This is a genomic window from Pseudomonas thermotolerans DSM 14292 (assembly GCF_000364625.1).
GTDB classification, from domain to species: domain Bacteria; phylum Pseudomonadota; class Gammaproteobacteria; order Pseudomonadales; family Pseudomonadaceae; genus Aquipseudomonas; species Aquipseudomonas thermotolerans.
Genome location: NZ_KB822605.1, coordinates 16,896 through 38,726, shown reverse-complemented (window position 1 = coordinate 38,726; position 21,831 = coordinate 16,896). Strand labels below are relative to the sequence as shown.

Sequence of the window (21,831 nt, the reverse complement as noted above, 5' to 3'; positions counted from 1 at the left end):
CGGCCAGCGCTCCCTGAGGGGAGCCAGCAACGAATCGATGAGGAATACAGCATGAGCATTGCAAAGGATCCCGTGGTCATCGTCGGCGCCGCCCGCACCCCCATGGGCGGCTTCCTGGGCGAACTGTCCGGCCTGAGCGCCGCCGAACTGGGCGCCGCGGCCATCCGCGCCGCTGTGGAGCGGGCCGGCATCTCCGCCGATGCGGTGGACGAGGCGTTGATGGGCTGCGTGCTGCAGGCCGGACAGGGCCAGGCGCCGGCGCGCCAGGCGGCGCTGGGTGCCGGATTGCCGCAGTCGGTGGTGTGCACCACCCTGAACAAGATGTGCGGCTCAGGCATGAAGGCGGTGATGGCCGGCCACGACCAGCTGCTCGCCGGCAGCGCCAGCGTGCTGGTAGCCGGTGGCATGGAGAGCATGTCCAACGCTCCCTACCTGCTGGAGCGCGCGCGCAGCGGCTACCGCATGGGACATGGTCGGGTGATCGACCACATGTTCCTCGACGGCCTCGAGGATGCCTACGACAAGGGCCGCCTGATGGGCACCTTCGCCGAGGATTGCGCCCAGGCCTACGGCTTCAGCCGCGAGGAACAGGACGCCTTCGCCATCGCCTCGCTGAGCCGCGCCCAGAAGGCCATGGCCGAGGGCCGCTTCGCCGAGGAACTGGTGGCGGTGCAGGCACGCATCGGCCGGGAAGTACGGACCATCGACAGCGACGAACAGCCGCCGAAGGCCCGCCTGGACAAGATCCCCACCCTCAAGCCGGCGTTCCGCGAGGGCGGTACCGTCACCGCGGCCAACTCCAGCTCCATCTCCGACGGTGCAGCTGCCCTGGTGCTGATGCGCCAGTCCGAGGCCGAGCGCCGCGGTCTGACCCCGCTGGCGCGGATCGCCGGACATGCCAGCTTCGCCCAGGCGCCGAACCTGTTCACCACCGCGCCAGTGGGAGCGATTCGTCGCGTCCTGCAGCGTACCGGCTGGCAGCTGGGCGACGTGGACCTGTTCGAGGTCAACGAAGCCTTCGCCGTGGTGGCCATGGTCGCCATGCGCGATCTGGACATCCCCCACGAGAAGCTCAACGTGCACGGCGGCGCCTGCGCCCTCGGCCACCCCATCGGTGCTTCCGGGGCGCGGGTGCTGGTGACCCTGCTGGCCGCGCTGCGCCAGTACGGTCTGAAGCGCGGCATCGCCTCGCTGTGCATCGGTGGCGGCGAGGCCACGGCCCTGGCTATCGAGTGCCTGTGAGCCTTGCCGAAAGAGCGGATCCGCTTTCCGCTCTTTCAATAAAACAAACAGTTATCAAAGACTCCTAAAGAAGGCTCGAGAAGAATGATCCCCTCTGAAGAAGAGCTGCAGATCCGCGACATGGCCCGCCAGTTCGCCCAGGAACGCCTCAAACCGTTCGCCGCCGACTGGGACCGCGAGCACCGTTTCCCCGCCGAGGCCCTGCGCGAGATGGCCGAGCTGGGCTTCCTCGGCATGCTGGTGCCGGAGGACTGGGACGGCGCGCAGACCAGCCACCTGGCCTACGCCCTGGCCCTGGAGGAGATCGCCGCCGGCGACGGCGCCTGCTCGACCATCATGAGCGTGCACAATTCGGTAGCCTGCATGCCGATCCTCAAGTTCGGCAGCGAGGAACAGAAGGAGCGCTTCCTGCGCCCGCTGGCCCGTGGCGAGCTGCTCGGCGCCTTCGCACTCACCGAGCCGCAGGCCGGCTCGGATGCCAGCGACCTGCGCACCCGGGCTCGGCGTGATAGCGATCACTACGTGCTGGACGGCAGCAAGCAGTTCATTACCTCCGGCAGCCATGCCGGCGTCGCCATCGTCTTCGCGGTCACCGATCCGCAGGCTGGCAAGAAGGGCATCAGTGCCTTCATCGTGCCCACCGACACCCCCGGCTATCAGGTGGTGCGCGTCGAGGAGAAGCTCGGCCAGCACGCCTCGGACACCTGCCAGATCCAGCTGGACGGCGTGCGCGTCCCGACCGCCTATCGGCTGGGCGAGGAGGGCGAGGGCTACCGCATCGCCCTGGCCAACCTGGAGGGAGGACGCATCGGCATCGCTGCCCAGGCGGTAGGCATGGCCCGCGCGGCCTTCGAGGCCGCCCGCGACTATGCCCACGAGCGGCGCACCTTCGGCAAGCCGATCATCGAGCACCAGGCGGTGGCCTTCCGTCTCGCCGACATGGCTACCCGCATCGCCGTGGCGCGGCAGATGGTCCACCACGCCGCCAGCCTGCGCGAAGCCGGCCTGCCGTGCCTGACCGAGGCTTCGATGGCCAAGCTGTTCGCCTCGGAGATGGCCGAGCAGGTCTGCTCCGCGGCCATCCAGACTCTGGGCGGCTACGGCTATCTCAAGGACTTTCCGGTGGAGCGCATCTACCGCGATGTGCGCGTGTGCCAGATCTACGAAGGCACCAGCGACGTACAGCGCATGGTGATCGCCCGCAGTCTCTAGAATCCCCCTTGCCGCCGTGCAGGCGCATCGGCCTGCCCCATGAGCCCTGGCTCCCTGTCGGTACGGGAGGGCGGACTTTTATTCCCGCAGCGGTGCCTGCTCGGGCACCGCGGCTTCCTTCACTGGCGCTACGGCCGGCGGGGTGATGCCCATGGACACGTAGATGCTGGTGAAAGCCTCGATCCCCATGTTGGCCGGCTTCACCCAGTCGCAGGGTACGTAGAGCAGGCCGCCGCCCACCGGAATGGGCGCGGTGGGCACCAGCACCGCGAAGTAGGCGCGGCCGTCGATCTCCACCGGCTCGGGGTTGGGCAACAGAGCCAGCACCGCCGCGCCCTGGCCGCCGAAGAAGCACCACACCGGACTCATGGCCTCGATGCCGACGCCCTCGCGCTTGTCGAGCAGGGCGACGAAGCGCTCGGCCAGGGTGTAGAGCTTGTTGAACACCGGGATGCGTCGCAGGGTCAGGTCGGTGACCCTGCGCAGCGGTCGGCGCAGGCCCAGCTGCACCGCCAGGCCCACCGCGTAGATGGCAGCGAGCAGGATCAGGGTGCCGAGCAGGTAGGACAGTGAGGGCGAATGGGCAAACGGCTGGCCGAGGGCGGCGAACATCCGCCCGATGGGGGTGGCCGGGCCGACCAGGCTGTTGATCAGCCCGAACAGCCAGGCGCTCAGGATCAGCGTCAGGGTCAGGGGCAGCAGCACCAGCAGGCCGGTCAGCCAGGTAGTGAGCAGAGAGTTGAAACCTTTTTTCAGCATGGCAGGGCGTCCTGGTGGTCCTGTTGCGAGCGCGGTCGCGCGGCGGGTGTTTCCCTTTGGCGAAGGCTCAGTAGTTCATTCCAACTGCCTGATTTCGAAGACGTTGACGATCTTCTGCAGCTTGCCGTCCCAGACGTAGCGCAGGTGCACGCCCTGCAGCGGGATGGTCGCTGCCGGCGGACGAAACAGCGCCGCGCATTCCCCGCCGGGATGCCGCACGCTGCGGTACAGCAGGCCCCAGGCGCGGGCCTTGCGCTGCTCGGCGGCGAAGCGCTGGGCGAGCGGGTAGCTGGCCGGGTCTGGGTCGTGCAGCTCGTCGTGGCCGTCGCGAATGTCCACCAGTGGCTTGACCACCTGGCACACGTAGCTGCGCATGGTCAGTTCCAGGCTCGGCTCGTGGGTGGCGCGCAGGAAACGCTCCTTGTGGTAACGGGTCTCGGCGATGGCGGTCGGCAGGCTGTCGCCACAGTAGTAGACGCCATACTGGCCATCGCTGAAGCGACTGGGGTGGCCGATGTGGGTGAAGGCGGCCATCAGCGGCGAGGAGCCGGGGCCAGAGACCCGATCCTCCGGCGCCACCAGGGCGAGCAGGCCGGCCTGCTCGCGCAGGCGGTCGTTGGTCAGCCCCTCGATCAGATAGGCCTGCTCCAGGTCGGCCGGATCGAGCACGTCCTCGAACACCGAGATCGGCGGGAAGGCGCTGGAGACGATGCGGTAGGCCCGGGGCCAGGCCGGGAGGGTTTCACGCTTCAACCGCGAACCCCGTCCAGGTAGCGGCGCACGGTGGCCAGGTCGACCACGCTGCCGGCAAGCATCAGCTCGAGGGCGCTCTTGCCGTTGAAGGGGGCTTCGCTGTTGGGCTTGCGCACCCATTCGTAGGTGGACGGCTTGTCGCCGAACAGGATACGCAGTGACTTGTGGATGCCCATCAGGTAGGAGACCCGCTCCAGGGTGTCACGCGGCAGACGGATCTCCGGTAGCTGGCGGTACTTGTAGAGGGTGCTGCGACCGATGGAGCCGAGGAGCACCATCTGTTCCTCGACCGAGCAGCGCCACTTGTCCATCAGACTGAAGAAGAACTTGAGCGCCACCTGGCCGGCCTTCGGGGAATCGAGGTCGGCGAGCGGATCAGGCTTGCGGGCGGCGTTGGTCATGGCGCTTCTCCACGAATGGACTCTGAATCGATGTTAGTCCAGATATGGACAAGCGACAACCGCCGGGGTTCAACCTGCCGGGCTGCGCGGAGCGGCTTCCTTCTCCTTCTGGGCGATCTGCCGGGACAGCTCGATGAGCTGCTCGCGCATCCACCGGTTGGCCGGGTCTTGGTCGGTGCTCTCGTGCCAGTACAGGTGGGTTTCCAGAGGGGGCACGTCACTCACCGGCAGCTCTACGAAGTGCAGGTCGTGGCGGCGGGCCAGGCGTTCCGGCACGGTCATCGCCATGTCGGTTTCGCGCAGCACCATGGTGGCCATCAGGTAGTGCTGGGAGCGCAGGGCGATCTTGCGCTGGATGCCCATCTTGCCGAGGGCCAGGTCCACGTAGCCGAGGCCGCTGCGCCGGCTGGAAATGTGGATGTGGGTCAGCGACAGGTATTCGTCGAGGCTGAGTTTGTCCTTGGCTAGCGGATGCCCCTTGCGCATCACGCACACGTAGCGGTCGTCCAGCAGCTTGACGTGGCGCACCTGGGGATCGGTGTTGAGCGGCGCGTCCACGGCGAAGTCCAGGCGTCCGGCGGCCAGTTCGCTGGTGGTCTCGCGGCGCTTGGCCAGGAAGCTCTCGATGCGCACTCCGGGGGCCTGGCGGCGCAGGCGCTGGAACAGCGGCGGCAGGAGGATCTCCTCGCTGAGGTCGGTCATGCTGATGCGGAAGGTCTTGCTGGCCTGGGCCGGGTTGAAGACGCGGCTTTCCTGCACAGACACGCGCAGCAGCTGCAGGGCGTTGCGAACCGGACCGATGATGTTCTGCGCCATGGGCGTGGGCACCATGCCCTGGGCGGTACGCACGAACAGCGGGTCGTTGAAGGTCTCGCGCAGGCGGGCGAGGGCGTTGGACACGGCTGGCTGGGTGATGCCGACGATCTGCCCGGCGCGAGTCAGGTTGCCTTCGGTGTAGATGGCGTCGAAGACGACGAACAGGTTGAGATCCACCTTGTTGAGGCTCATGTCGGCACGCTCCAGTGAGAAAGGGGAGAGGGCTTACATATCATTTATGAATGTTCATACACAACGAAAATTGGCTCGATAAATCAAGACCGCTGCTCTAGCATCAGTCCGCCCCCAATCATTGCCAGCCAGAAAGGTGCCCCATGGATTTCGCCTATTCCCCCAAGGTTCAGGAGCTGCGTGAACGCGTCACCGCCTTCATGGAAAGTTACGTCTACCCGGCCGAAGCCGTCTTCGCCCAGCAGGTGGCCGAGGGTGACCGCTGGCAACCCACAGCGATCATGGAGGAACTGAAGGCCAGGGCGAAGGCCGAGGGGTTGTGGAACCTGTTCCTGCCCGAGTCCGAGTACGGCGCCGGGCTGAGCAACCTGGAGTACGCGCCGCTGGCGGAGATCATGGGGCGCTCGCTGATCGGCTCCGAGCCGTTCAACTGCTCGGCGCCTGACACCGGCAACATGGAGGTGCTGGTCCGCTACGGCAGCGCGGAGCAGAAGCGCCGGTGGCTGGAGCCGCTGCTGGCCGGGGATATCCGCTCGGCCTTCGCCATGACCGAGCCGGGGGTGGCCTCCTCGGACGCCACCAACATGCAGGCCCGCGCGGTGCGCGACGGCGACGAGTGGGTGATCAACGGCCGCAAGTGGTGGACTTCCGGAGCCTGCGACCCGCGATGCAAGGTGATGATCTTCATGGGCCTGACCAACCCGGACAACCCGCGCCACCAGCAGCATTCGATGATTCTGGTGCCCACCGATGCCCCCGGGGTGACCATCCTCCGCCCGCTCACCGTGTTCGGCTACGACGACGCGCCCCACGGCCACGCCGAGGTGATCTTCGAGAACGTCCGGGTACCCTACGAGAACGTGATCCTCGGCGAGGGCCGCGGCTTCGAGATCGCCCAGGGGCGTCTCGGCCCGGGACGCATCCACCACTGCATGCGCTCCATCGGCATGGCCGAGCGGGCCCTGGAGCTGATGTGCAAGCGCTCGGTGAGTCGCAATGCCTTCGGCAAGCCGCTGGCACGCCTGGGCGGCAACCTGGATCTGATCGCCAACTCGCGCATCGAGATCAACCAGGCGCGCCTGCTGACCCTGAACGCGGCCTACATGATGGACACCGTGGGCAACAAGGTGGCGGCCAGCGAGATCGCCCAGATCAAGGTGGTGGCCCCCAACGTGGCGCTGCAGGTGATCGACCGCGCCATCCAGATGCACGGCGGGGCGGGGGTTTCCGGCGACACCCCGCTGGCCTACTTCTACGCCATGCAGCGCACCCTGCGCCTGGCCGACGGCCCGGACGAGGTGCACCGGGCGGCCATCGGCAAGTACGAGCTGGGCAAGTACGTGCCGAAGGAGCTGCTGCGCAGCGGCCGCTGAGGCTCAGGACTCGGCGTCGGCGGCCTGCCGGCGGGTCTTGATCAGGGAGAGGATCACCCCGCCAGCCAGCAGGCCGAGGGTCACGCTCAGGGACAGCAGCGCCGGGATCTGGCCGACGAAACCGTGGGCGAAGATCTTGCCGCCGATGAAGATCAGCACGAGTGCCAGGGCGTACTTGAGGTACACGAAGCGGTGCATCAGCGCGGCCAGGGCGAAGTACAGGGAGCGCAGGCCGAGGATCGCGAAGATGTTCGAGGTGTAGACGATGTAGGGGTCCTGGGTGATGGCGAACACCGCCGGCACGCTGTCCACCGCGAACATCAGGTCGGCCAGCTCGATCAGCACCAGGGCCAGGAACAGCGGGGTGGCGTAGAGCAGCGGTCGACCCGCGGCGTGCGGCAGGCGCACGAAGAAGCGTCCGTCATGCAGCTGGTCGCTCACCCGGATGTGCCGGCGCAGGAAGCCCAGCACTGGATTGTGCGCCAGGTCGGGGTGGGCTTCCTCCTTGACGAACAGCATCTTCACCCCGGTGAACAGCAGGAAGACGCCGAACAGGTAGAGCACCCACTCGAACTCCTTCACCAGCGCGGTGCCCAGGCCGATCATGATGGCGCGCAGGACGATCACTCCGAGAATGCCCCAGAACAGCACGCGGTGCTGGTAGCGGCGGGGGATGCCGAAGAAGCCGAGGATCATCGCCATCACGAACACGTTGTCCATGGACAGCGATTGCTCGACCAGGAAGCCCGTGTAGAAGTCCAGGGCGCTGTGGGCGCCCAGCTCGTACCACACCCAGCCGCCGAACAGTACGCCCACGACGAAGTAGCCGGCGTACAGCAGCAGGCTTTCGCGCATTTCGATTTCACGGTTGTCGCGGTGCAACACGCCCAGGTCGAGGATCAACAGGGCCAGCACGATGACGAGAAAGCCCAGCCAGAACCAGGCGGGAGTTCCCAGGAAGGGGGTTGTCAGAAAGTCGAACGGATGCATCGGTCAGGCCCTCCAGCATCGGATTGTCGAAAACAGCTGACTCCGACATCACGGTGGGGAAACCCACCGCCAGAGGGGCCCGGTAGTCACTGCGCGCAATAGGCTATGCCTGTTGGCCGTCGAGTGCAACGGTCCCTGGCTCGCCCCTGGCGTACCCAGATCTCCACCCGCCGGTTGCGCAGTCGCCCGGCCGGATCGTGGTTGTCGGCCACCGGCAGGTCGTCGCCGATGCCCAGGGTCTGCACGGCGGTCACGCCGGCACGGAACAGCGCCTGGCGCACCGTTTCGGCCCGCAGGCGCGACAGCAGCCGGGCGCGCGCGGGGTCGTCCTTGGTGTCGCCGAAGCCCACCAGCACCAGTTGCGCTCCGGTTTCCCGCACGTGATCGCGTACCCGCTCCAGGTCCCGCAGGGCCTTGTTGTCCAGCTGCGCGCTGCCTTCGTGAAAGCGGAAGTTGACCGACAGGCGCCGCGCGCCACCGGCCAGGTCGCGGTAGGCCGCCGGCATGCGCGGGTCCGCCTGGACCGGCACCAGGCGCAGGTTCTGGCCAACGAAGCCCACCTGTTCGACGATCCGCTGGCCCTCGCGGCTCTGGGCGAAGTCCAGCAGTGCCTGGGCCCAGGGGCTGGCATCTCCCGGCGCGCGGTAGAGGAACAGGCGACGGGCCAGGGGATAATCCTCGGTGGCAATGCTGTCGGGGGTTGGCGGCAGTGCCTGCGCGCCCCCGGAAGACACCGCCAGGGCGCGGGCGCCGCCCACCGAGGCCAGGCCGACGAAGCCGATGCCATGGGGATCCTTCAGCACCGCCTCGGCCAGCCGGTCATTGGACTCGAAACGTTGTGCCGTGCTGGCCAGCGCGTCGCCCCGGGGCGCCAGCACCAACTCGTTGAAGGTGTCGAAGGTGCCGGAGCGGTCATCGCGGGCATACAGGCGCACCGGCGCGTCCTCGCCGCCCACCTGGCGCCAGTTGCGCAGCTTCCCGGAGAACAGCGCGGCCAGTTGGTCGATGGTCAGGCTGCGCAGCGGATTGGTCGGATGCACGATGATGGCCAGGCCATCGATGGCGATCACCTGTTCGGCGGCGGCCGAGCGCAGGTCCCCGCGTTCGGCAAGGGCCGCCACCTCGCTGTCCCTGACTGGCCGGGACGCGGCGGCCAGCTCGGCGCGACCTTCGCGCAGGGCACGAAAACCGGTGCTCGAACCATGGGCGGCGATGGTCATCTGCACGCGAACCCCATCGGGCCGGCGTGCCAGCAGGATCAGCTCGTTCTCCTCATCCCCCGGTTGTCGGGCGATGTCGCTGAAGCCCTGCTGACGCAGCAGCCCTTCCATCAACGCGGGAGCCAGGGCGGCGCCGATGGTGTTGGAACCCTGGATGCGCAACAGCGACGCAGGGTCGCCGTGGCTGCTCAGCGCGGCGGACAGCAGAAAAATGGCGAGAAAGGCACGCGACAGCGTCATGCGGCAACTCCGGCGGATTGAGACCGCGCACAGGCTAGGGCCGCTTCATGACGGTCGCGTTACAGCGGAACCCGCGCCGCAAAAGCGCGGGGCAGAGCGCCTCAGTCAATCTCCAGCCAGATCGGCGCGTGGTCGGAGGGCCTCTCCATGCCGCGCAGCTCGTAGTCCACGCCGGCGTCCTTGAAGCGCGGCAACAGCGGGTTGGTGGCGAGGATGATGTCGATGCGTAGGCCACGTTTGGGATCGTCCTCGAAGCCTCGGCTGCGGTAGTCGAACCAGCTGAAGCGGTCGTTCACCCCGGGGTTGAGGTGGCGGAAGCTGTCCACCAGCCCCCAGCCCTTCAGCCGGGCCATCCACTCGCGCTCCTCGGGCAGGAAGCTGCACTTGCCGGTGCGCAGCCAGCGCTTGCGGTTCTCCTCACCGATGCCGATGTCGCAGTCCTCCGGGGAGATGTTCATGTCGCCCATCACCACCAGCGGCTGCTCGGGGCTGAAGCGGGTCTCCAGAAGCTGCTGCAGGTCGGCGTAGAAGCGCTGCTTGGCGGGGAACTTGACCGGATGGTCGCGGCTCTCGCCCTGCGGGAAATAGCCGTTCATCACGGTGATCGGCTCCCCCTGAGCATCGGCGAAGGTGGCCCAGATGAAGCGCCGTTGCGCCTCCTCGTCGTCGCCGGGGAAGCCTTTGTGCACCTCCAGGGGCGCCTGACGTGAGAGCAGGGCGACGCCATAGTGACCCTTCTGGCCGTGGTAGTGCACGTGGTAGCCGAGTTGGCGGATCTCCGCCTCGGGGAACTGGTCGTCGCTGACCTTGGTTTCCTGCAGGCCGATCACGTCAGGCCGGTGCTTCTCGATCAGCGCCGCCAACTGGTGCGGACGGGCACGCAAGCCGTTGATGTTGAAAGAAACGATCTTCATAGCGGGCATCCTGGGAAAACGCCGATGCTAGGGCGCTGCCGGCACCTGTGCAAGCAAGGGCCTGGTGTCTGGCGGTGGCGCGGGGGCGGTGCTAACGTGGCTGAGGGCCTCTCCGGGCCGGGCCCGGAAGTCATGGACAACAATAACAAAGAGGTCGATCGCGAATGCCGAATGCCCAACGTCCCACAGCCCCTGCCGAAGTCCGCATGCTCGACGACGGCTATTCCCGCGAGGCGCGCTCACTGCTGTATCACGCCTATCGCCACGAGCCCACCTTCGCCTACCTGTTCGAGGCCGAACGGCCCGGCTACGACCATCGGGTGCGCGCCACCATCCGCGAACTGGTGGACCAGCACTTCTCCGAGGATCTGCCGGCCATCGGCCTGCTGATCGACGACCGCCTGGTGGGCGTCGCCCTGATCGCCCCGCCGCAGCGCCGTCTGGACATCACCGAGAGCTGGGGCTGGCGCCTGCGCATGTTGCTGACCACCGGCTTCCGCTGCACCCGCCGCTATCTGGACTATCACGACGCTGTGCTCGCCTGCCTGCCGCCGGGGCCCTACCATGTGCTGCCGCTGCTCGGCGTGCACCCGGAATTCCAGGGCCTGCGTCTCGGCGAGCAACTGCTCGCCGCGCTGCACGACTGGTGCGCCCAGGACACCAGTTCGCAGGGCATAGTGTTGGACACCGGCAACCCCCGCTACCTGGACTTCTACGTCCGCCAGGGCTACGAGGAGATCGGCGAGGTAGCCTTGGGGCCGATCTGCGAGCACGTGTTCTTCCACCCCAATCCCCAACCGGTCAGCCTGAGCGCCTGAGACGATGGGCGGGAGCCGTACTGGTCTGCGGCTCCCGCCGTGTTAGCATCCGCCCCCATGAGTTTCCAAGGAAAGATAGGCACGGCCCTGATTCTGCTGGCCGTTGCCACCAGCGCGCTGGCACAGGGTCAACTGGACGTGCGCATCGAACCGGCCAACAGTGCGCTCAAGGCCAACGTGGAAGGCTATGTCGGAACCGTCGAGGCGGAAGACGTGCAGGCCCTCTACCGCCTGAGCCGCTCCGTCATGCGCCAGGCGCGGCGGGCCGCCGAGGCGCTGGGTTACTACCAGGCACGCATCCGTCCCGAAGCTGGCACGGACAAGAATGGGCAGCCGCGCCTGGTCCTGCACATCACCTCCGGCGAGCCGGTGCGCCTGCGCAACGTCAGCGTGCGCATCGAAGGGCCGGCCAGCCAGCTCAAGGGCTTCCGGGTCCCGACCAGCAAGCACCTGAAACCCGGCGCGCAGCTCAACCACGGGCATTACGAGGACACCAAGCGGCTCATCCAGAACCTCGCCTTGCGCTACGGCTTCTTTCACGGCCGGTTCATCCGCCAGCGTCTGGAAATTGATCCGGCGGCCGGTAGTGCGGACATCGAACTGGTATACGACAGCGGCCCGCGCTACCGGCTGGGCGAGGTGCGCTTCGCCGGCGACGCGCCGTTCGACGAGGAGCTGCTGCAGCGCATGGTGCCGTTCGAGCCTGGCACGCCTTACGACTCGGAACTGATCGCCGACCTCTACCAGTCGCTGCTGTCCAGCGGTTATTTCGAGGGCGTGCGGGTGGACGCCGTGCCGCTGGAGGGCGGCGGCGAGAACATCCCGGTGGAGGTCCACCTGACCACCCGCAAGCCACGCACCTTCGGCATCGGCCTGGGCTTCTCCACCGACGTAGGCCCGCGCGGGCGCTTCAACTGGACTCGCCACTGGGTCAACCCGCAGGGGCACAGCTACGGTCTGGAAAGCGAACTGTCGGCGCCGCGGCAGAACGTCGGGCTCTGGTACGACGTGCCCCTCGATCCGCCGCTCACCGACAAGCTGCGCTTCGCCGGCGGCTACCAGTACGAGGAGATCGCCGACACCGACAGCCTGAGCCGGCTGATCAAGCTCGGCCCGGAATGGCACCACCGCCTGGACAGCGGCTGGCAGCAGGTTCTCTCGCTCACCTGGCGGCGCGAGGAATACCGCCTCGGTGACGACTCGGGGATCAGCAACCTGCTGATGCCGGGGATCAGCTACAGCTACCTGCAGAGCGACCACAACCTGGACCCACAGAACGGCTACCGCATCCAGTTCGACGTGGCGGTGGCCAAGGAGGGGTTGGTCTCGGACGCCGACCTGGTGCACGCCAACCTGCTGCTCAAGGGGCTGACCACCCTCTGGGAGCGCCACCGCCTGCTCGGCCGCCTGCAGCTAGGCGGTACCGAAACCACCGACTACGCCTCCATCCCGCCGTCGCTGCGCTACTACGCCGGTGGCGACCAAAGCGTGCGCGGCTACGACTACCAGTTGCTGTCTCCCCAGGACAGGCGCGGCGATCGGGTCGGCGGCCGCTACCTGGTGGCCGGCAGCGTCGAGTACCAATACACCTTCGCCGAGAAATGGCGGCTAGCCAGCTTCGTCGACCAAGGCAACGCCTTCGATTCCCTGGACTTCCCGACCCTGAAGACTGGTGTCGGCCTGGGCCTGCGCTGGATATCGCCGGTGGGGCCGCTGCGCCTCGACCTGGCCCATGCGCTGGATGGCGACGGCGGTTTCCGCCTGCACTTCTCCATGGGGCCTGAGCTATGAGGGCGGCCAAGCGCATCGCTTGGGGCTTGCTGGCCCTGCTGCTGACCGTCGCCCTGGCGCTGGCCCTGCTGTTCGGCACCGCGGCGGGCAGTCGCTGGCTGCTGGGGATGCTGCCCGGCGTCGAGATCGAAGACTTCACGGGGCGCCTCGGCGGAGCCTGGCAGGCCGAGCGCCTCGCCTGGCGGCAGGACGGGCAGCGGGTCGAGGTGCAGGCGCCGCGCTTCGCCTGGTCACCGGCCTGCCTGCTGCGCCTGACCCTGTGCCTGGAGCGGCTGCAGGCCGAACGTCTCGAACTCGGCTTCCCGCCTGGCGAGGAGCCGGACGACGCCGGCCCCTTCCGACTGCCCAGCCTGCGCCTGCCGCTGGCCCTGGAGCTGGGCGAGGTGCGCATCGGCGCCATCCGGCTGAATGGCGCGCCCCTGCTGGACGACGCCGAGCTGCGGGCCAGTTGGACCGCCGCCGGGCTACGTATCGAGCGCCTGCAGCTACGCCAGGGCAGTCTGGCCCTCGACCTGCAGGGCAGTCTGCGCCCCGAGGGCGACTGGCCCATGGAACTGGCCGGCAGCCTGGACCTGCCGGCCGCGGGCGCCCAGTCCTGGCGCCTGGAGCTGCAAGCCAATGGCGACCTGCAGGGCACTCTCGAGCTGAGCGGCAGGAGCAGCGGCTATCTGGCCGGCACCCTGGCAGGCGAGCTGCAGCCGCTGGCCGAGCACCTACCGGCGAAGCTGGAGATTCGCGCCGACGGCTTCCGCGCCGCCGCCGGGCTGCCGGATCCCCTGGTGCTGAATGCCGTGCAGCTGACCGGCGAGGGCGACCTGGCCGCCGGCTACCGGGTGAAGGGCCGGGCGACGCTGCCGGGCGAGGGCGGCGAGGTGGCCCTGCGCCTGGACGGCCGGGTGGATGCCGAAGGGGCCGACATCGCCAGCCTGGTCCTGGAGGCCGGCGCCCAGCAGCGCCTGAGCCTCGACGGCCGCCTCGACTGGCAGGATGGCTTCGCCGTCGACGGCCGCCTCGACTGGCAGGACTTCCCCTGGATGCGCCTCTATCCGCTGGAGGAGCCGCCGCCGGTCAACCTGCGGCGCCTGAAGGCGGAAGTCGCCTACCACGACGGCAACTACCTGGGCAACTTCGCCGCCGAGCTGGACGGACCGGCCGGCGCCTTCAGTCTGCATAGCCCGGTCAGCGGCGACCTGCAGCAGATCCATCTGCCAGCCCTTGAGCTCGCGGCCGGGCAGGGCAAGGCGGAGGGCAAGCTCGGCCTGCGCTTCGCCGCCGGGCTGGCCTGGGAGGCGGACCTGACCTTCAGCGCCCTGGATCCGGCCTACTGGTTCGAGGAGCTACCCGGCAGGCTGGCCGGCACCCTGCGCAGCCATGGCAGCCTGCGCGACCAGCAGCTAGATCTGGCCGCCGACCTCAACCTCGACGGGCGCCTGCGCGGTCAGCCGGCGGCGTTACACCTCCAGGCCCAGGGCGCCGGCAACCTGTGGCAGGTACCGCGCCTGGAAGTGCACCTCGGCGACAACCGTATCCAGGGCAGCGGTGAGCTGAACCGACAGCTGCGCGGCCAGCTGGACCTCGCCCTACCACGTCTCGGCCAGCTGTGGCCCGGCCTGCGCGGACAGCTTGGCGGTCGCTTGGACCTTGCCGGCAGCGCTGCCGCTCCCCAGGGGACACTCAAGCTGGAGGGCCAGCGCCTCGGCCTGGAGGATCTGCAACTGCGCCGCCTCGATCTGGACGCCAGCCTCGACGCCGCCCAGCGTGCCCGTCTGAACCTGACGGCCAGCGGCATCCGCAGCGGCGACAGCCTATTCGGCAGCCTCAGCGCCCAGGGCGACGGCGATATTCGTCACCAACGCCTGGAACTGCAGCTCAGGGGGCCCAGGCTACAGGGCAGCCTGGCCTTCGACGGCAGGCTGGAGGAGCAGCGCGGGGGCTGGGACTGGCGCGGCCAGCTGGCCCGCGGCGAGCTCAGCGCCGGGCAGATGGACTGGGTGCTGCAGCAGCCGGCGCGCCTGGAGCGCCTGGCCGACGGCCGCATCAACCTGGGCGCGCACTGCTGGCGCTCCGGTGCGGCCAGCCTGTGTGGCGAGGAGTCCCGACTGCAGCCCGAGCCGAAGCTGCGCTTTCGCCTGCGCGACTTCCCGCTGGCCGACCTGGCGCCCTGGCTGCCCGACGACTTCGCCTGGGACGGCAGTCTCACCGCCGACCTGCAGCTTGACCTGCCGGCTGGCGGACCCAAGGGCCTGGTGCGAGTGGATGCCGGCAGCGGCGTGTTCAGGGTCCGTGAGCAGGAACAGTGGCTGGAGTTCCCCTATGGCCGCCTGCTGTTGGACAGCACTCTGGCGCCGCGGCGCATCGACAGCCGTCTCGATTTCCAGGGCGAGCGCCTCGGCGAATTGACCGCGCAGCTCAGCCTCGACCCACGTCCGGCGGACAGGCCGCTTGCCGGCGACTTCCGCCTGAGCGGTCTGGATCTGGCGGTGGTGCGGCCCTTCCTGCCGCTGGTCGAGCACCTGGCCGGCCAACTGAACGGCAGCGGGCGGATCTCCGGCGGCCTGCTGGCACCGCGCATCGACGGCGCCTTGACCCTGAGCGGCGGCGAGATCGACGGCACGCTGCTGCCGACATCCTTCGAGGGCCTGCAGTTGCGCGTGCAGGTGGCCGGTGAGCAGCTGCAGCTGGCCGGTGACTGGCGCAGCGGCGAGCAGGGCCGAGGTAGCCTGAGCGGCCAGCTGAACTGGATCGGAGAACCGGAAGGCGACCTGCACCTGCGCGGCGAGCGTCTGCCGGTGAACGTCGAGCCCTACGCCGCGCTCGAGGTGGAGCCTAACCTGGTGGCGCGCCTCGCCGAGGGACGGCTGGCGGTGGCCGGGCAGGTGCGGGTGCCGCGCGGAGCCATCGAGATCCGCCAGCTACCGGCTTCCACCGTGAAGGTCTCCGACGACGCCGTGGTGGTCGGCCGTGCCCAGGAGGAGAAGCAGCAGCTGCAGATGGACATGGACATCGACGTGAGCGTCGGCAGCGACAAGCTGACCTTCAAGGGGTTCGGCCTGACCGCCGAGCTGCTCGGCAACCTGAAGATCGGCGACGATCTGGACACCCGCGGCGAGCTGCGCCTCGACAAGGGGCGCTACCGCGCCTACGGCCAGCGCCTCAACATCCGCCGCGCACGCCTGCTGTTCACCGGGCCGATCGACCAGCCGTACCTGGACATCGAGGCGATCCGCCGGGTCGACGACGTGGTCGCCGGCCTTCGAGTCAGCGGCAGTGCCGCGCAGCCGCGCACCCAGGTGTTCTCCGAACCGGCGATGGGTGAGGAACAGGCGCTGTCCTACCTGGTGCTCGGCCGGCCACTGGGCGGCGGCACCGGCGAGGAGACCAACCTGCTGGCCCAGGCGGCTCTCGGCCTGGGCCTGGCCGGTGGTTCCTCGGTGGCCGGCAGCCTGGCGCAGAGCCTCGGCATCAGTGACTTCCAGCTGGACACCAGCGGCACCGGACAGCAGACCAGCGTGGTGGCCAGTGGGCGGATCACCGATCGGCTCAGCCTGCGCTACGGGGTGGGGGTATTCGAGCCGGCCAACACCATCGCCCTGCGCTATGAGCTGACCCGCCAGCTGTACCTGGAGGCGGCCAGCGGCCTGGCCAGTTCCCTGGACATCTTCTACCGCCGGGATTTCTGAACCGGCGGGGAACCTTGGCGGCCTTCCGGCTTCTCAGTGGGCGGGGAGAGCGGGGCAGCCGTCGTTCGGCAAATCAAACCGCATACCTGCCACAGGTTGCTCAGGACATTTGCTCCCGGGCATGTTTAACTTTTCGAGCAAGACCGACTCATTCACTCAGGTAAACAAGAAGGACCCGTCTCATGACTCAAGTGACCCTCAAGGGCAACCCGGTCGAAGTTGCCGGTCAGCTGCCGCAGCCTGGCCAGCAGGCGCCGGCGTTCAGCCTGGTCGGCAAGGACCTGGCCGACGTGACCCTGGCCAGCCTGGCCGGCAAGCGCAAGGTGTTGAACATCTTCCCGAGCATCGATACCCCAACCTGCGCCACCTCGGTGCGCAAATTCAACGAGAAGGCCAGCCAGTTGGCCAACACCCTGGTGCTGTGCATCTCCGCCGACCTGCCGTTCGCCCAGTCGCGCTTCTGCGGCGCCGAGGGTCTGACCAACGTGATGACCCTGTCGACCCTGCGCGGCAGCGAATTCCTCAGGAACTACGGCGTGGCCATCACCAGCGGACCGCTGGCCGGCCTGGCCGCCCGTGCCGTGGTGGTGCTGGACGAGCACGATCGAGTGCTGCACAGCGAACTGGTCGGCGAGATCGCCAACGAGCCGAACTACGATGCCGCCCTGGCGGCCCTGCAGAAGTAATTCCTCCCTGCGAGAACGGCCTGCCCGTCAGGCCGTTTTCCCGTGCCGGCGGAACGCGAAGGGCAGGGGCCCGCCCCTGACATGGCCGGAAATGCCTTGTACCGCCGTCCCGGATCACCATCCCTGCAGCTTTTCATTGCCCGTCAGTGGGTTAGCAACGTCAGCTTTAGGTAAAAAGCCGGTAAAGAGACTTTGCTTGACGACCCGCTGTGCTTATCGTGCAGCCTTCCGAAAATTCTGACTGTCCATCATGGCCGACTTCCCTACCAACAACTCCGCTTCCCGAATCCGTCGCTACTGGCCGTTGTTCCTTCTGGTCGCCGTCGTCGTGGCCCTGCTGGCCTGGTGGCTGTGGCCATCCGCCAACCCCGACCAGCAGGCGAGCGGGCAGAGGTTCAAGCCCCAGCAGGGCAGTTCGCTGACCCAGCCCCAGGGCCCGCGCCGGCGTGGCGGCCCGCCCGGCTTCGGCGGCTTCGATTCCGGTCCGACCCCGGTCCGGGTCACCGCCGCCACCGAGGGCGACTTCTCCGTCTATTACAAGGCGCTGGGCACGGTGACCGCGCTCAACACGGTGAACGTGCGCGGTCGGGTCAGCGGCCAGCTGGTCAAGCTGGCCTTCGAGGAAGGGCAGCTGGTCAAGGAGGGCGACGTGCTTGCGGTGATCGACCCGCGCCCCTTCGAGGTGGCCCTGCAGCAGGCCGAGGGCGCCCTGGCCCAGAATCTGGCGCAACTGCGCAACGCCGAGCTGGACCTCAAGCGCTACCGCGACCTGTACGCCGAGGACAGCATCGCCAAGCAGACCCTGGACACCCAGGAGGCTCTGGTCGCCCAGTACCGAGGCACCCTGAAGAGCAACCAGGCGGCGGTCGCCGAGGCGCGCCTGAACCTGGAGTTCACCCGCGTCAAGGCGCCGATTTCCGGGCGTCTCGGTCTGCGCCAGGTGGACGTCGGCAATCTGGTCAACTCCAGCGACGCCACCCCGCTGGTGGTGATCACCCAGACCCAGCCGATCAGCGTGGCCTTCACCCTGCCGGAGCGCGACCTGCCGGAGGTGCTGGAGCGCTACCGCGCCGGCGATCGGCTGCTGGTAGAGGCCTGGGACCGCAATGACACCCGGAAGCTGGCCGAGGGCGTGCTGCACAGCCTGGACAACCAGATCGACACCACCACCGGCACCCTGAAGCTCAAGGCGCGCTTCGCCAACGAGAAGGAAACCCTGTTCCCCAACCAGTTCGTCAACGTGCGCCTGCGCGCCGCCACCCTGGACAAGGCGGTGCTGCTCTCCAGCTCGGCGGTACAGCACGGCAGCGAAGGCGCCTTCGTCTACGTGGTGGATGCCGACAACAAGGCGCGCGTGCGCAACCTGCAGCTCGGCCCGAGCGACGGCGAGACTACCGTGATCCGTGACGGCCTGAAGGCCGGCGAGCGCGTGGTACTGGAAGGCACCGACCGCCTGCGCGACGGCAGCGAGGTGGAAGTGGTCAGCGGCGACCAGAGCATCCCCAGCCTGCCCGGCGAGCAGCTGCAGGGCAGCGACAACGGTTCCTCCCGCCCGGGCCGCCTGGGCGACGCTAACGGCAAGCCTGGCGTATGAACCTCTCGCGGATCTTCATCCTCCGGCCGGTCGCCACCACCCTGAGCATGGTGGCGATCCTCCTTGCCGGGCTGATCGCCTATCGGCTGCTGCCGGTCGCCGCGCTGCCCCAGGTGGACTACCCGACCATCCGCGTCATGACCCTCTACCCGGGGGCCAGCCCCGAGGTGATGAGCAGCGCGGTGACTGCTCCCCTGGAGCGCCAGTTCGGGCAGATGCCGGGCCTGGCGCAGATGTCCTCGACCAGCTCCGGTGGCGCCTCGGTGATCACCCTGCGCTTCACTCTGGAAATGGGCCTGGACGTCGCCGAACAGGAAGTCCAGGCGGCGATCAATGCGGCCAACAACCTGCTGCCCAACGACCTGCCGGCGCCGCCGGTGTACAACAAGGTCAACCCGGCCGACACCCCGGTGCTCACCGTGGCGGTCAGTTCGCCGACCATCCCGCTGCCGCGCCTGCATGACCTGGTGGACACCCGTATGGCGCAGAAACTGGCGCAAATCAGCGGCGTGGGCATGGTCAGCCTGGCCGGCGGCCAGCGCCAGGCGGTGCGCGTGCGGGTCAATCCCGAGGCCCTGGCGGCCAACGGCCTGAATCTCTCCGACGTGCGCGCGCTGATCACCTCGGCCAACGTCAACCAGCCGAAGGGCAACTTCGACGGCCCGACCCGAGTGTCGATGCTCGACGCCAACGACCAGCTGAAGTCCCCCGAGGAGTACGCCAACCTCATCCTTGCCTACAACGACGGTGCCGCGCTGCGCCTGAAGGACGTCGCCGATATCGAGATGGGCGCCGAGAACGAGCGCCTGGCGGCCTGGGCCGACCGCCAGCAGGCGGTGCTGATCAACATCCAGCGCCAGCCGGGAGCCAACGTCATCGAGGTGGTCGACCGCATCGAGAAGATGCTTCCGGCGATCGCCTCCACCATGCCCTCGGGCGTCGACGTGCGCATCCTCAGCGACCGCACCCAGACCATCCGCGCCTCGGTCGAGGACGTGCAGCACGAGCTGCTGCTCTCGGTGATCCTGGTGGTGCTGGTGACCTTCCTGTTCCTGCGCAAGCTGTCCGCCACCATCATTCCCTCGGTGGCGGTGCCGCTGTCGCTGATCGGCACCTTCGCGGTCATGTACCTAGCCGGCTTCTCGATCAACAACCTGACCCTGATGGCGCTGACCATCGCCACCGGCTTCGTGATCGACGACGCCATCGTCATGCTGGAGAACATCGCCCGCCACCTGGAGGAGGGTGAGACGCCGCTCAATGCCGCGCTCAAGGGCGCCCGGCAGATCGGCTTCACCCTGGTCTCGCTGACCTTCTCGCTGATCGCCGTGCTGATCCCCCTGCTGTTCATGGCCGACGTGGTGGGCCGGCTGTTCCGCGAGTTCGCCATCACCCTGGCGGTGGCCATCCTGATCTCCCTGGTGGTGTCCCTGACCCTGACGCCGATGATGTGCGGCCGGCTGCTTAAGCGCGAGGCGGAGAAGAGCGAGCAGGGCTGGTTCTACCGAGTCAGCGGCGAATGGTTCGAGCGGCTGATCGCCGGCTATGGGCGCCAGCTGCAGTGGGTGCTGCGCCACCAGCCGCTGACCCTGCTGGTGGCCATCGCCACCCTGGGGCTGACCGTGCTGCTCTACCTAGCGGTGCCCAAGGGCTTCTTCCCGGTGCAGGACACCGGGCTGATCCAGGCCATCTCCGAGGCGCCGCAGTCGATCTCCTTCCGCGCCATGAGCGCCCGTCAGCAGGAACTGGCCGAGGTGATCCTCCAGGATCCGGCGGTGGAGAGCCTGAGCTCCTACATCGGCGTGGACGGCGACAACGTCACCCTGAACAGCGGGCGCCTGCTGATCAACCTCAAGCCCCACGGCGAGCGCGACGTCACCGCCAGCGAGGTGATCCAACGCCTGCAGCCGCAGGTCGACCGCCTGAGCGGCATCCGCCTGTACATGCAGCCGGTGCAGGATCTGACCATCGAGGACCGGGTCAGCCGCACCCAGTACCAGTTCAGCCTGGAGTCGCCGGACAAGGCGCTGCTCAGCGAGTGGACCCGCAAGCTGGTTGACGCCCTGCGCGAGAAGCCGCAGCTGCGCGACGTGGCCAGCGACCTGCAGGACCAGGGCCTGCAGGTCTACCTGAACATCGACCGCGACCTGGCCGGACGCCTCGGCGTCAACGTGTCGAGCATCACCGACGCGCTCTACGACGCCTTCGGCCAGCGGCAGATCTCCACCATCTTCACCCAGGCCAGCCAGTACCGGGTGGTGCTGCAGTCGGCCAGCGGCGCGGATATCGGCCCGCAGGCGCTACGCCAGATCCACGTGAAGACTGCCGGCGGCAAGCAGATTCCGCTGTCCAGTCTGGCGACCATCGAGGAACGCAACGCCGAGCTGGTGATCAACCACATCGGCCAGTTCCCGGCGGTCAACCTGTCGTTCAACCTGGCTCCCGGGGTGTCTCTCGGCGAGGCGGTGGAGGTGATCGAAAGCACCCAGCAGGAAATCGGCATGCCGGCCGGCGTGGTGAGCCGCTTCCAGGGCGCCGCCGAGGCCTTCCGCGCCTCGCTGTCGAGCACCTTGCTGCTGATCCTCGCCGCGGTGGTGACCATGTACATCGTGCTGGGCGTGCTCTACGAGAGCTACATCCACCCGATCACCATCCTCTCCACACTGCCCTCGGCGGGCGTCGGCGCCTTGCTGGCTCTGCTCCTGACCGGCAACGACCTGGGGCTGATCGCCATCATCGGCATCATCCTCTTGATCGGCATCGTCAAGAAGAACGCCATCATGATGATCGACTTCGCCCTGGAGGCCGAGCGCAACCAGGGCCTGAGCCCCCGCGACGCCATCTACCAGGCGGCGCTGCTGCGCTTCAGACCGATCCTGATGACCACCTTCGCGGCGCTGTTCGGCGCCATCCCGCTAATGCTCGCCAGCGGCTCCGGCGCCGAGCTGCGCCAGCCGCTGGGCCTGGTGATGGTCGGCGGCCTGCTGGTCAGCCAGGTGCTGACTTTGTTCACCACCCCGGTGATCTACCTGTACTTCGACCGCCTGGCGCGCCGCTTCAAGCGTCGCGAGGAAGGCGAGGAGGCCTTGGCATGAGCCGTGGCGGAGCAGGACAAGGCCTGGCTCCCCTCACCCGCGGAAAGACGGGCCG

At 68.0% G+C, this 21,831-nt stretch carries 16 protein-coding genes; 9 read left to right on the top strand and 7 right to left on the bottom strand.

Annotated elements, in window-relative coordinates; genetic code table 11:
- Positions 1–51 precede the first annotated feature (51 nt).
- Positions 52–1,242 (top strand): acetyl-CoA C-acyltransferase, encoded by a 1,191-nt coding sequence (locus tag H165_RS0107030; RefSeq protein WP_017938211.1) that lies wholly within the window; start codon positions 52–54, stop codon positions 1,240–1,242.
- An 84-nt stretch (positions 1,243–1,326) separates the two neighbouring features.
- Entirely contained in the window at positions 1,327–2,454 is a 1,128-nt protein-coding gene (locus H165_RS0107025) for an acyl-CoA dehydrogenase family protein (RefSeq protein ID WP_017938210.1), read from the top strand.
- 78 nt (positions 2,455–2,532) lie between these two features.
- On the opposite strand, the gene H165_RS0107020 is transcribed toward H165_RS0107025, so the two are convergent.
- The 4 genes from H165_RS0107020 to H165_RS0107005 form a co-directional block, all read right to left on the bottom strand.
- Complete coding sequence (locus H165_RS0107020; protein ID WP_017938209.1) at positions 2,533–3,213, bottom strand: DUF502 domain-containing protein; 681 nt, start codon at positions 3,211–3,213, stop codon at positions 2,533–2,535.
- A gap of 75 nt (positions 3,214–3,288) precedes the next feature.
- A complete protein-coding gene (locus tag H165_RS0107015; protein ID WP_017938208.1) occupies positions 3,289–3,966 on the bottom strand; it encodes an RES family NAD+ phosphorylase in 678 nt (225 codons plus the stop codon).
- Entirely contained in the window at positions 3,963–4,367 is a 405-nt protein-coding gene (locus H165_RS0107010; RefSeq protein ID WP_017938207.1) for an MbcA/ParS/Xre antitoxin family protein, read from the bottom strand. The genes H165_RS0107015 and H165_RS0107010 overlap by 4 nt, the downstream gene beginning before the upstream one ends.
- A gap of 69 nt (positions 4,368–4,436) precedes the next feature.
- The gene (locus H165_RS0107005; RefSeq protein WP_017938206.1) at positions 4,437–5,375 is read right to left on the bottom strand and encodes a LysR family transcriptional regulator; all 939 of its coding nucleotides are present in this window, start codon (positions 5,373–5,375) and stop codon (positions 4,437–4,439) included.
- A gap of 143 nt (positions 5,376–5,518) precedes the next feature.
- On the opposite strand from H165_RS0107005, the gene H165_RS0107000 reads away from it, so the two are divergent.
- On the top strand, positions 5,519–6,748 hold the full coding sequence (locus tag H165_RS0107000) for an acyl-CoA dehydrogenase (protein ID WP_017938205.1): 1,230 nt from the start codon (positions 5,519–5,521) through the stop codon (positions 6,746–6,748).
- Between the two features lie 3 nt (positions 6,749–6,751).
- Here the strand turns inward: H165_RS0107000 and H165_RS0106995 are convergent, their stop codons facing one another.
- The 3 genes from H165_RS0106995 to xthA form a co-directional block, all read right to left on the bottom strand.
- Complete coding sequence (locus H165_RS0106995; protein ID WP_017938204.1) at positions 6,752–7,738, bottom strand: TerC family protein; 987 nt, start codon at positions 7,736–7,738, stop codon at positions 6,752–6,754.
- A gap of 86 nt (positions 7,739–7,824) precedes the next feature.
- Entirely contained in the window at positions 7,825–9,198 is a 1,374-nt protein-coding gene (locus H165_RS18445) for a substrate-binding domain-containing protein (protein ID WP_017938203.1), read from the bottom strand.
- Positions 9,199–9,299: 101 nt separating this feature from the next.
- A complete protein-coding gene (gene xthA, locus H165_RS0106985) occupies positions 9,300–10,112 on the bottom strand; it encodes an exodeoxyribonuclease III (protein ID WP_017938202.1) in 813 nt (270 codons plus the stop codon).
- A 164-nt stretch (positions 10,113–10,276) separates the two neighbouring features.
- On the opposite strand from xthA, the gene H165_RS0106980 reads away from it, so the two are divergent.
- The 6 genes from H165_RS0106980 to H165_RS0106955 all read left to right on the top strand — a co-directional run bounded on the left by H165_RS0106980 (position 10,277) and on the right by H165_RS0106955 (position 21,776).
- Positions 10,277–10,930 (top strand): GNAT family N-acetyltransferase, encoded by a 654-nt coding sequence (locus tag H165_RS0106980; protein WP_026146423.1) that lies wholly within the window; start codon positions 10,277–10,279, stop codon positions 10,928–10,930.
- A 57-nt stretch (positions 10,931–10,987) separates the two neighbouring features.
- The gene (locus H165_RS0106975; RefSeq protein WP_017938200.1) at positions 10,988–12,721 is read left to right on the top strand and encodes an autotransporter assembly complex protein TamA; all 1,734 of its coding nucleotides are present in this window, start codon (positions 10,988–10,990) and stop codon (positions 12,719–12,721) included.
- Positions 12,718–16,401, top strand: coding sequence for a translocation/assembly module TamB domain-containing protein (locus H165_RS0106970; protein WP_017938199.1), 3,684 nt, complete (start codon positions 12,718–12,720; stop codon positions 16,399–16,401). The genes H165_RS0106975 and H165_RS0106970 overlap by 4 nt, the downstream gene beginning before the upstream one ends.
- Positions 16,402–16,583: 182 nt before the next feature.
- Positions 16,584–17,087, top strand: a complete 504-nt coding sequence (gene tpx / locus H165_RS0106965) for a thiol peroxidase (RefSeq protein ID WP_017938198.1) — start codon at positions 16,584–16,586, stop codon at positions 17,085–17,087.
- Positions 17,088–17,337: 250 nt separating this feature from the next.
- Complete coding sequence (locus tag H165_RS0106960) at positions 17,338–18,681, top strand: MdtA/MuxA family multidrug efflux RND transporter periplasmic adaptor subunit (RefSeq protein WP_017938197.1); 1,344 nt, start codon at positions 17,338–17,340, stop codon at positions 18,679–18,681.
- Positions 18,678–21,776: an MdtB/MuxB family multidrug efflux RND transporter permease subunit gene (locus tag H165_RS0106955; protein WP_017938196.1), complete on the top strand. Its 3,099-nt coding sequence runs from the start codon at positions 18,678–18,680 to the stop codon at positions 21,774–21,776. The genes H165_RS0106960 and H165_RS0106955 overlap by 4 nt, the downstream gene beginning before the upstream one ends.
- Positions 21,777–21,831 lie beyond the last annotated feature (55 nt).